General features: G+C 37.8%; 11 protein-coding genes. 1 reads left to right on the forward strand and 10 read right to left on the reverse strand.

From position 1 onward, the window contains the following. Positions 1-303 precede the first annotated feature (303 nt). On the forward strand, positions 304-1,020 hold the full coding sequence (recO, locus tag HMPREF9072_RS02720; RefSeq protein ID WP_009410413.1) for a DNA repair protein RecO: 717 nt from the start codon (positions 304-306) through the stop codon (positions 1,018-1,020). Between the two features lie 191 nt (positions 1,021-1,211). Here recO and lpdA read toward each other — a convergent pair whose 3' ends face one another. From lpdA to mutL, 10 genes are all read right to left on the reverse strand, one after another. Then, the gene (lpdA, locus tag HMPREF9072_RS02725) at positions 1,212-2,609 is read right to left on the reverse strand and encodes a dihydrolipoyl dehydrogenase (RefSeq protein ID WP_002672574.1); all 1,398 of its coding nucleotides are present in this window, start codon (positions 2,607-2,609) and stop codon (positions 1,212-1,214) included. A 582-nt stretch (positions 2,610-3,191) separates the two neighbouring features. Then, a complete protein-coding gene (locus HMPREF9072_RS02730; RefSeq protein WP_009410415.1) occupies positions 3,192-4,268 on the reverse strand; it encodes an AI-2E family transporter in 1,077 nt (358 codons plus the stop codon). Next, positions 4,265-5,062 carry a site-specific DNA-methyltransferase gene (locus HMPREF9072_RS02735; RefSeq protein ID WP_009410416.1) on the reverse strand — a complete coding sequence of 266 codons (798 nt, stop codon included), beginning with the start codon at positions 5,060-5,062 and terminating at the stop codon, positions 4,265-4,267. Before HMPREF9072_RS02735 ends, HMPREF9072_RS02730 begins: the two co-directional genes overlap by 4 nt. Next, positions 5,062-5,583, reverse strand: coding sequence for a PD-(D/E)XK nuclease superfamily protein (locus HMPREF9072_RS02740; RefSeq protein ID WP_009410417.1), 522 nt, complete (start codon positions 5,581-5,583; stop codon positions 5,062-5,064). The genes HMPREF9072_RS02735 and HMPREF9072_RS02740 overlap by 1 nt, the downstream gene beginning before the upstream one ends. Beyond that, positions 5,580-6,503 carry a DNA adenine methylase gene (locus HMPREF9072_RS02745; protein WP_009410418.1) on the reverse strand — a complete coding sequence of 308 codons (924 nt, stop codon included), beginning with the start codon at positions 6,501-6,503 and terminating at the stop codon, positions 5,580-5,582. Before HMPREF9072_RS02745 ends, HMPREF9072_RS02740 begins: the two co-directional genes overlap by 4 nt. Positions 6,504-6,521: 18 nt before the next feature. Next, the gene (gene aroC / locus HMPREF9072_RS02750; protein WP_009410419.1) at positions 6,522-7,583 is read right to left on the reverse strand and encodes a chorismate synthase; all 1,062 of its coding nucleotides are present in this window, start codon (positions 7,581-7,583) and stop codon (positions 6,522-6,524) included. Then, a complete protein-coding gene (locus tag HMPREF9072_RS02755; protein WP_009410420.1) occupies positions 7,583-7,975 on the reverse strand; it encodes a hypothetical protein in 393 nt (130 codons plus the stop codon). The genes aroC and HMPREF9072_RS02755 overlap by 1 nt, the downstream gene beginning before the upstream one ends. 39 nt (positions 7,976-8,014) lie before the next feature. Then, on the reverse strand, positions 8,015-8,788 hold the full coding sequence (locus tag HMPREF9072_RS02760) for a DUF695 domain-containing protein (RefSeq protein ID WP_009410421.1): 774 nt from the start codon (positions 8,786-8,788) through the stop codon (positions 8,015-8,017). Between the two features lie 36 nt (positions 8,789-8,824). Beyond that, a complete protein-coding gene (locus HMPREF9072_RS02765) occupies positions 8,825-9,601 on the reverse strand; it encodes a rhomboid family intramembrane serine protease (RefSeq protein WP_009410422.1) in 777 nt (258 codons plus the stop codon). An 80-nt stretch (positions 9,602-9,681) separates the two neighbouring features. After that, positions 9,682-11,520, reverse strand: coding sequence for a DNA mismatch repair endonuclease MutL (gene mutL, locus HMPREF9072_RS02770; RefSeq protein ID WP_009410423.1), 1,839 nt, complete (start codon positions 11,518-11,520; stop codon positions 9,682-9,684). Between the last annotated feature and the right edge of the window lie 104 nt (positions 11,521-11,624).

The following is an 11,624-nucleotide window of genomic DNA, read 5'->3' on the forward strand; positions in this document are numbered from 1 at the left end:
CAATTTGTCCGACAAGTCAGACCCGTCAAAAAACTTTTTTTATCACTACCCATTTGCTAATTTTCTAATTCTCTAATTTTCTATTGCCCGTCGTGCTACAACCTTTGCCAAAGTTAATGTTCCAAAAAGTTACTTCACAAGGCACAGCCTCATTCCTCTAACTCAAGCTCGTACCCCATTTACTAATTCTCTAATTTTCTCATTCTCTCATTGGTATTATTGGCATTACCTTTCATTTATATCATCAATTACGTCCTATTGAAGTCTTTTTTGTATTTTTGCAACGCTATTTATAGAAGAAATATGTACGATAAAGTCCGAGCCATAGTTATTTCAAGCCTCAAATACAGTGATAACAGTCTTATAGTGAAGTGTTTTACTCAAACGATGGGTACTCGTAGTTATTTGTTACAAGGCGTTTTAGCACAGAAGAAAGGGAACTTAAAAACAGCCCTTTTTCAGCCTTTTATGCTGTTAGAACTGGTGGCTACCCATAAAAATAACGGTACGTTAGGACGTGTAAAGGAAGCTAAGATAGCAGCCCCTTATTACTCGTTACATACTGATATGTATAAGAGTGCTGTAAGTATGTTTCTTTCTGAAGTATGTGCTTTTGTTTGCACATCTGAAGCTCCCGATGAAGAAATGTTTTTGTTTTTAGAACAGAAGCTCCTCTTTTTTGATAGAAACGACTTCTCTGCCAATTTTCACTTAAAGTTTCTACTTGATATCACTCGCTATCTCGGCTTTTACCCCGATACCACTCACGAGCATTTGCCCTCCTTTTCGTTGGAAGACGGCATTTTCAGTACTACCGATGAAAGCAAATACACCATTACAGGCGCTACCTTGTTGCTATTCAAAGCCCTCCTACACACCGATTATCCTCAGTTATCAACCGTTAAAAGCAATAAGAACGAGCGCAATGCATTGCTTTTTCAACTGCTTAAATACTACGAATGGCACTTCCCCAATTTTAGACAAATAAAATCATTAGAGGTGCTACAAACGCTCTTTTAGCTCTATTTTAACATAATACGATACTGTTTTTTACTCCCACACTTAGCTAAAGTTTTAAACTTAGCCAAAGTTAATCATAACTAACAGTCTGTTAGATTTCTTATCTCAAACTTACACTAATAAAAAAACTCCAAGTAAAATCTTTTTTACTTGGAGTTTCTTGCGTTTATGAATTTATTGGAACAAAAATATTAAATGTCGATAGCTTCACCATAAGCAGCTGCTACTGCTTCTTTTACACCTTCGCTCATTGTAGGGTGTGGGTGCACCGCTTTGATGATTTCGTGTCCTGTAGTTTCCAATTTACGAGCTACTACCGCTTCAGCAATCATATCGGTAACGCCGGCGCCAATCATATGGCAACCTAACCATTCGCCATATTTAGCATCAAAGATTACTTTTATGAAACCTTCAGTAGTACCCGCTGCATTTGCTTTTCCTGAGGCAGTGAATGGGAACTTACCTACTTTTATTTCATAGCCTTTTTCTTTAGCTTGTTTTTCGGTCAGACCTACTGAAGCAATTTCAGGAGTGCAGTAAGTACAACCAGGAATATTACCATAGTTAAGTGGTTCTACGTGCATTCCTTTAATCTTTTCAACGCAAATAATACCTTCTGCTGAAGCTACGTGTGCTAAGGCTTGACCAGGAACTACGTCACCAATAGCGTAATAACCAGGAACATTAGTTTGGTAGAACTCGTTTACTTGAATTTTATCGCGCTCAGTTTTAATACCTACCGCTTCTAAACCGATATTTTCAATATTTGTTTTGATACCTACTGCTGAAAGCAAGATATCAGCTTCTAAAACTTCTTCGCCTTTGGCTGTTTTCACAAATGCTTTTACGCCTTTGCCAGAAGTATCTACTTTGGTTACCTCAGCCGAAGTCATAATATTGATACCTGATTTTGTAAGGCTTTTTTCTAATTGTTTAGAGATATCTTCATCTTCCACAGGAACAATGTTAGGCATAAACTCTACGATGGTTACTTCAGTACCCATAGCGTTATAGAAGTAAGCAAACTCAATACCGATAGCCCCACTACCTACCACAATCATTTTCTTAGGTTGCTCAGGGAGTGTAAGTGCTTGGCGGTAACCGATAATTTTCTTGCCGTCTTGAGGTAAAGCAGGCAACTCGCGTGAACGTGCTCCAGTAGCAATAATAATGTGGTCAGCACTGTATTCAGTTACTTTGCCATCTTTATCTTTTACGTCTACTTTCTTGCCAGCTTTTAGGGTACCATAGCCCATTATCACATCTATTTTGTTCTTTTTCATCAAGAACTGCACCCCTTTGCTCATTGTAGCAGCTACCTCGCGACTACGTTTGATAACCGCATAAAAATCTTTGTCAAAAGACTCTTTTTTTACGGTGATACCATAGTTCTCAGCGTGCTTTAGGTATTCAAACACTTGCGCTGATTTTAACAAAGCTTTCGTAGGAATACAACCCCAGTTCAAACAAATACCACCGAGGTTTTCTTTTTCAATAACAGCGGTTTTAAACCCTAATTGAGAAGCGCGAATGGCAGTAACATACCCACCAGGACCACTTCCTAATACAATAACGTCGTATTTACTCATTTCTTTTAAAATTTATCAAGTTTGATATTAGGCTACAAAGTTACGAATAATATTTTGAATAAAAACTATTTTAATCACTTTTTTATTTATATGTAATTTTATATGTTTGAATAATAGCTATTTAAATCCTGATTGTCCGAAGTAAATCTCATTTACTTTATTGAAGTCTAAAAATCATAAAAACTCTAAAATCATTGCGTTTTTTCCAAAGTTTTATTACCTTAAAAAAGCAATTAATATTCAGTTTTCTAAGATTATAGCTTTGTCTTAGCTTCAGTTTAGCTTCGTTCATTGTTCGTTTTTTGTTCGTTCATTGTTCGTCATTTGTTCGTTCATTGTTCGTTTTTTGTTCGTTCATTCATTATTTGTCTTTTCATTATCTGCCTGTCATGCTACGACTGCCCGTGCGGCTCGCACCGTCTTTTGTTCGTTCATTCATTATTTGTCTTTTGATTATCTGCCTGTCGTGCTACGACTGCCTGTGTGACTCACACCGTCATTTGTTTGTTCATTCTTTTCCTAAAAATCGGAGTTTTTCACCATTTGTTTAATTCAAAATGAAGAGAGTAAGAGGGGGCATAGCTATATATTTTTAGTGAGAAGTTCTACAATCTTGTTGTTCGGGAAAAACTCTTTTAATACTACTTTCAGTACCGTATAGGCGGGAATAGCCACTACCATTCCTGTTATCCCGAAAAGCGTACCACTGATAAGGGTAATGAGGAAAATCTCTAAGGCTGTAGATTTTACTGAATTAGAGAAAATAAGCGGTTGAGAGAAGAAATTATCAATAAACTGACCTATTATAAACCCTATCAACACATAGATAGTAGTAGGCAGACTTACCGTCATAAAATCGTTTTGTAGGTTGCTACTCATTGTGAGCAAAGCCATTAGTATAAAACCTATCATCGGACCTATATAAGGAATAAGGTTCAGTAAAGCACATAAAAGGGCTATGATAAAGGCATTTTCTACCCCGAAAATAAGCAATACTATGGTGTAAATTATAAAAAGAATAGTAAGCTGTAGCATTAATCCTACAAAATAACGCGACAATAAGTTGTTTATTTTGAAAATAGAGGTTTTAAGTTTGCGTTTGCGTTTAGGAGAGAAAATAGAAAGTAATGCGATAAGTATTCTGTCACCGTCTTTCATAAAGAAGAAGGTAATAAAAAGTACCGAGAAGAATCCTACCCCAAAACTACTGATAAACGAGATAAAAGAGTTTAGGAAGTTAGGAATATCGATAAAATTCAACATCTCTTGTACTCCAAAAGAGTAATCTTCTCTCTGAAGTCCAACCTTACTAAGAGTTTGGTGGAGGAGGGCGTCGAGGTTGTCCTTCAGCAAGTCTATATTAAGGCTTGAGAGGTTCTTACCTTGCGAAATAAGCAAAGGGATAAATAAACTGAATACCCCAAGGCTCAATACCACGAACAATAACATTGTAAGAACCACACATAAGGTTCGGTTTTTTATCTTCAGCCTTTTATAAAAAAACTGTATAAGAGGTTTGCCCATCAATGTCAGAACCAACGATACAATGAGGTAAATGATAATAGATTGCAGTAAGTAAAGAGTGTAGAGCCCTAACGCTACCAATACAATAATCCCTACGGCACGCAATATACCATTTGCTATTTCTTTTGAGTTCATAAACGGTTTTTATATTTTACAAATATCTCTTTCTTTTCTATTTCTAATTTTCTAAGTTTACTCAGTTCTAAAAAGTCTTTTTCTCTATCAATACCTACGAACTTTCGTCCTTGTAAATTAGCAGCAATACCTGTAGTAGAGCTACCTGTAAAAGGATCTAATATCCAAGCATTAGGTTTGGTAGAAGCTAAAATAAGCCTTGTAAGTACTGATAAGGGTTTTTGAGTAGGGTGTTTACCACACGACTTTTCCCAAGGAGCAATAGCAGGGAAACGCCATACATCTTTCATTTGCTTATTACTATTCAGTTCTTTCATTAGTTCGTAATTGAAGTAATGAGGCGTTTTTTCTTCTTTTCTTGCCCAAATGATTTGCTCTGTAGAATGAGTAAAGTACCTACAAGAGAAGTTAGGAGGAGGATTAGTTTTCTCCCAAGTAATAATATTAAGTATTTTAAAGCCTAATTCAGTAAGTATTTGTCCTATTGAAAAGATGTTATGCATTGTACCACTAATCCAAATAGTAGCATCTTCTTTCATCACTTCGCGTACTAAAGTAAGCCATTGCCTATTAAAATCATTTATAAAAGCTATTCCTTTTGGTTTATCCCAATCTCCTTTATTAACACTTACAATCTCACCATTATTTACAGTAAGCCCTCCGTTTGATAAAAAGTAAGGAGGGTCAGCAAAAACCATATCAAACTTACGATGAAACTGTGGTAACAGCTCCATCGTATCTCCGTGAAGGAGGTAGAAGGATTTGTCTTGGGATTTGAAATAGGGGTTAAGCATTATTCAGGAACAGGTAAGCCTAATTTTATTAATGGAATATACTCAAAGAAATAATAACAATGTACACTATGAATATAGTCTAAAACATCTTTGTATTCAGGCTTTCTAAACCAATCACTTAATAAATAAATATATTCTACTTCTATATTTGCTTTTGATAAAAGTTTTTGGTATTGTTTTCTTTTAAAATCACAAGTTTGCAATTTTTCATCTACTGACCCTGCTACTTGTTGGAATTTGCATTCAATTATGAATAATGTATTTGCTATGATTACAAATATACTATCATCAGGTAACAACCTCTTAGATATTAATTGTTTCCAATCAATATCTAACTCTTCAAGAAATTTATAAAAACCGTATTTTTTAAAAATTCTTCCAACAAGTTCTGCCTTGTAAAAAACATTATTTTCTTTTACTTCATAGTCATTTTGGGAGTTTAAAAATTCTGCTAAATCAGTTTTACCTTCAAAAACTAAACCTGTTTTTGTATTTCCTCCTCCTTTTCCTCCGTAAATCATATATTTAAAAAATTATTAGTATAGTTGTTAATTAATAATTCATTTAATGCCCCTCGTTTTTCAGGATTGGCATTGATATTTCTTTTGGCTAATACGCGCTTTATTGTAAAGTCTACATATAGATCATCAAAGAAATGGTTGTTTTCGTCTTTTCCTTTTACATCTGAATTGCTCAGTATCCAATAGTGATTCAAGTTATTGAGTTTATGGCAAAAATCTCTTAAGCGAATTTGTTCGTTATCGTCAAAACTATCTTTTGCATAAGCATTGAAGTTTGAGGTTCCGCTCAAAGGTTTATAGGGAGGGTCGAAATAAAATAAAGTATTGCCTTTGGTATAATGAATAGTCTGCTCAAAGTCCCCACAAATAATTTCTACCTTTTGCAAAGCCTTGCTTACTGCTAAAATATTCTCTTTATCACAAATCATAGGACGCTTATAACTACCAATGGGTACATTGAACTCATTTTTGTTATTCACACGATATAAACCATTAAAACAAGTACGATTTAAGAATATAAATAATGCTGATTGCATTACTTTTTCCTCACTTCGGCTATTGAATAGGGCTCTTTTTTGGTAATAGTATGCCTTTTTAGCCTCTTGTTGCTCTTCTAAAGCGTGATATTCTATTTGCAGACTATTAAGAATAGCAATTAGCTGTTCAGGATTTTCAGTAATGGTTCTATAAGTATCTATCAAATCTTTGTTAATATCATTGATAACTGCTTTTTTCATATTAGGAAACTCACTGAGCAACCAAAATAACACAGCGCCACTCCCTACAAAAGGTTCTATGTAGGTGAATTTCTCTTTAAAAACAATTTTGGGTAAGTTGTTTTTAATCTGTTCTATGAGTTGTGTTTTGCCTCCTGCCCATTTCAAAAAAGGCTTGGCAATATAATTTATATTTTCTCTCATTCCTAATATATTTAGTCATTAGTTTTTTTGACGACTAATCAACCAAAAATCTAATAATACGATTGCGGTCATAGCCTCGACGATAGGTACTGCACGAGGTACTACACAAGGGTCGTGTCTGCCTTTACCTTGCATTGTTACGATGTTGCCGTGTGTATCGAGTGCGGGTTGCTCTTGCATAAGGGTAGCTACGGGCTTAAAAGCTACTCTAAAATAAATATCCATACCATTGCTGATACCGCCTTGTATCCCGCCTGAATAGTTGGTTTGGGTAGTGCCATCAGGGTTAAAAAGGTCGTTGTGCTGGCTACCGCGCATTGCAGTACCTGCAAAACCACTGCCGTATTCAAAGCCTTTAACCGCATTGATAGAGAGCATTGCTTTGCCAAGCTGTGCGTGGAGCTTATCGAATACAGGTTCACCTAAACCTACGGGTACTCCTTTTACTACACAACTTACTACCCCACCTATGGTGTCACCCTCCTTACGAATGGCTTTAATGTAGGCTTCCATTTGTTCCGCTAAGGTAGGGTCGGGACAGCGTACAGCATTAGTTTCGGCTATTGCCAAATCGAGTTCGGTATAGGGTTTGGTAAGGGTAAGCTCACCTACACTTGATACATAAGCGGTAATTTGTACACCTTTCAGTACCTGTTTTGCAATAGCTCCTGCTACTACCCGACAAGCAGTTTCACGCGCTGACGAGCGACCGCCTCCACGATAGTCACGTATACCATATTTCTGTTGATATACATAATCGGCGTGGCTGGGACGATACACTTCAGCAATATGGGCATAGTCAGCCGAATGCTGGTTCTCGTTCTCAATGATAAAACCAATAGGTGTACCAGTGGTTTTACCGTTTAAAATACCCGAAAGAAAGCGTACCTTGTCGCCCTCTTTGCGTTGCGTAACAATAGCTGACTGCCCTGGTTTTCGACGGTCAAGTTCGTGCTGTATGGCTTTAAAGTCTAAGGTCATATTAGGTGGACAGCCGTCTATAATTCCTCCTAAGGCTTCGCCGTGCGATTCGCCAAAGGTGGTGAGCCTAAAGAGTGTACCTATACTATTTCCAGCCATTATAATTCTTTCATTTTGGTTACTAAGGTCTCCATAAACTTGCTGATAGGTGTCTTTACCATCATTGCCATTACGGGGTTGAAGTTGCCCTCGAAAAGTAGTTGTACCTCACTCTCATTGTTCGATACTTCCGTAATATTGGCAGTAAGCTGAAAAGGAATCTTACCTTTTGCTTCACCTAATACCAACTGACTGCTGGGAGTACTACTTTTCTTTTCTAAAGAAATTTCAGGCATTCCTTTTAGAGCAAACACAAAGGAATGCTCGCTGAGCATTTGGAACTTACTAATATTATCGGGCATCAGTCGTTCAAAATTAACTACATTTTCTAAGATCGCAAAGAGGTCTTTAGCACTTTTCTCTACAATTGTTTTTTTACTTTCTAAGTTCAAAATAATGATTAATGTTTAATGATAAATGGTTAATTATTTTTACTTAACTAAAACTGTTTCCCAGCCGTCGTATTCGCCGTGAGTATCGAGAGCGAGGTCTATCAAGTCCCACGTATCGGGGTCGATGTTGTCTACACTATTTACTTTACTGAGGATAAGGCGGTAACCTAAATCTTCATTAGGGTCTTCACCCTCTTCGGGCTCTATTTTACCCCTGTTATATACTGAAAAACCTAAGGTTTCAGCTTTTACAATAGCACTATTCATATCCTTTTCAGTTTGGAAATACAACCAGTGTTCAATAGGGCGCTCTTGGTCGGTGTGGTCGCCTGCTTCTTCACAATGTTCTTGCAAATTACTATTGTGAATGCTTTGCATTTCGTAGATATTAGGGAAAAGAAATTCAAAGTAAATCTTCCAATCAGTATCGTCAGTAGTTTTGATTTGAGTGCTATAATCAGGGTGTTTGGTTACTACTGATTGCAAGCGTTTTTCTAAATCAGAAGTATTTTCGGTATAAAAATACCACGTAATAGTGCCTTGATAAGTGACAATACCGGCTAAGATATCACTTTCATTAAGCAAAGGCATTACTTCTTCATCTTCTATCGTATAGAGGAAGTCACGTTCTCGGTTATTTGAAAAACCGTTTTCATCAGGTTCTTTTAGCTCAAAAGTAAGGCGTACGCTTTGAGGGTATTGGGTGATAGGAGCAATTTCCTCTAATCCTAAATTGAGGCGGAACACAGCGGGGTTGTCTTCTAATCTGCCGATATAGACAGTCCAGTTTTCTGGAATTTGAATATTTTGCATATCATTTGTTATTAAAAAATAGGATTTAAGGGCTCTTTACATTCTTCTGTCCCATCTATTCTTATCAAAGTTGTGCTTTTTCCAGTACAACATAATTAGGAAGCCTATGAGAGCCCCTCCTACGTGTGCAAAGTGAGCGATATTGCCACCGAAAATAGTAATTCCTCCCACAAATCCCATTATTAAGTCTAAGGCTACAAGTAAAGGGATAAAATAACGAGCCGCTATAGGGTAGGGGATAAAGAACAACATCAGTTTAGCATCGGGGAAGAACATTCCAAAAGCTACTAATATACCATAAATAGCACCTGAAGCGCCTACGGTAGTAGATCTAAGTACATCATACATACTTTGGAAGGTGCTGTGATTGATGATATTGCCCCAATTAGGATTGTATTTTCCTTCTGCAATAATTTCTAAAACTTCATTAGCAGGCACACCAGCTTCCGCTAAAGCATTGACAGCTTGATGTACATAGTAGTAATTTACTCCCGTATGAAGCAAAGCCGCTCCTATGCCACAAGAGAAATAGAAGAATAGAAACTTATTGCGCCCCCATATATTTTCTAAAGGTGTGCCGAATGCCCATAAGGCGTACATATTAAAGAGCAGGTGTGTAAAATCAGCGTGCATAAACATATAGCTGATATATTGCCACCAGTGAAAAGAAGGAGTTTCAAAATGGTGTAAGGCAAAAGTGCCGACTATATTTATTTGAGGTAAAAATAGTCCTTTTTCATTCAATGCGGTAAGTATTAATACTATCGTATTGATAATAATCAGATGTAGTACTGTTTTAGATATTCTGTCCATTTTAGTCTTTAGTTATTAGTTGTTAGAGATTGGTTAATTAGCAATGTTCATAATGCTTATATTGCCTATCCAACTCGCATTTAAAATAGGTTTTCTATTTCATTTACTGAAAGGTTGTAATAAATTCGCTTTCCAAAAGGCGAAATTAATACTTCTTGACAACTAAACAAATTATTTATCAAAGTTTCTTGTTCTTCCTCACTGAGTACCTGTCCGGTTTTTACAGCTAAGCTCTTGCATAAAGCTTTAGCAAAGGCTTCTTTCTGAGTGTTTTCGGTAGAGGGTAATGCCTCGATATGCTGTTGCAAGAGTTCGTTGAAAATATTAGGAATCTCACTATCGGTAAGGTGCAGAGGAATCCCACTTACTACAATCTTGTCGGTTTCTATGGTAAACATAAAGCCACTGCACTCAAAGAGCTCGCGCAGTTGTGCAATCACTTCCAATTCGTGTGGTGCAAAAGGCAGTTCGTAGGGGAACATCAGTTGCTGACTTGCACTATGTGTGGATTCCAGATGCTTCATAAAATCTTCGTACAAGATGCGTTGGTGCGCCCTGTTGATATTGATGATGATAAGCTCTCCTTCCAAAGTAGTTATGAGGTATTTCTTTGCCAAAGCAATGATTTTCTTACCTTGGCTTCGTGTAGGTTCGGTTTCAAAGAGCGAACTCACGATAGTTTCAGGGGTTGAGGTATTGATGGAAGATTCAATGCCCGTGTACAAACTCTCCCACGTAGGTGCTTTTTTGCTGTAAGAGCCGAAATTACTATGGCTATCGCTTCCACTGCTTCGGCTTACATATTCTTCTTTAAATGGGTTGAAATTGGGGTCTACTTCTATCTTAGGAAACTCTGGGGTTTTATCCTTGTAGTTATAAGGAATATCGAAAGTAGGGTCTTTGCTAAAATCGAGCGTAGGAGCAATATTAAACTGACCCAAACTGTGTTTTACTGCCGACTTCAGTAGGGCATAAATACTATGCTCTTCTTCAAACTTAATTTCGGTTTTCGTAGGGTGAATATTGATGTCGATAGTTGTGGGGTCTACTTCTAAACTGATGACATACTCCGCCTTCTGGTCGGTGTGGATAAGACCTTCGTAAGCCGAGGCAATTGCGTGGTTGAGGTATTGATTTTTCACGAACCTATGATTGACCATCAAAAACTGCAAGTTTTTAGTCTTTGCTAAATACTCAGGTTTCACGATAAATCCGCTAATTTGCACCAAAGGTGTATCTTCGGCGATGATAGGCACTAACTTTTCATTGGTTTTGCTTCCAAAAAGATGTACAATGCGTTGGCGGAAATTGGTAGCTGGCAGGTTGAACAGCTCGTTGCCATTGTTGTACAAAAAGAAATGAATTGCAGGGTGTGCCAAGGCAACACGGTGAAACTCATCGAGTATATGACGGAATTCCACCGTATCCGATTTTAGAAAGTTGCGACGCGCTGGAATGTTGAAAAAGAGGTTCTTCATCGCAATGCTCGTACCGGTAGGGCATACGCAGGGCTCTTGGCGCGTAATCTTACTGCCTTCGATGTGTATTTCGGTACCTAACTCGTCCTCTGGGCGCTTGGTTTGCATCTCTACGTGCGCAATTGCCACTATGGAGGCAAGGGCTTCCCCGCGGAAACCTTTAGTTTGCAAATGGAAAAGGTCTTCTGCTTTTTGTATTTTGGAGGTGGCGTGACGCTCGAAAGCCATACGCGCATCGGTAGTACTCATTCCCACACCGTTGTCAATCACCTGCACGAGGGTCTTGCCTGCGTCTTTGATGAGCAGTTTTATTTCGGTAGCACCGGCATCGATAGCATTCTCCATCAGCTCTTTGACTGCTGAGGCGGGACGCTGAATCACTTCGCCAGCGGCTATCTGGTTAGCTACGTGATCGGGGAGTAATTTTATAATATCTGACATTCTATCTATTTAGGTAAAAGGTAAAAGATAAAAGGTAAAAAGTGCGAGGTCGTAGCACGACGGGCAGTGTGAGCCACACAGGCAGGTGCGAGCCGCACGGGCAG

Origin of the sequence: Capnocytophaga sp. oral taxon 324 str. F0483 (assembly GCF_000318315.2) — a bacterium.
Classification (GTDB): domain Bacteria; phylum Bacteroidota; class Bacteroidia; order Flavobacteriales; family Flavobacteriaceae; genus Capnocytophaga; species Capnocytophaga ochracea.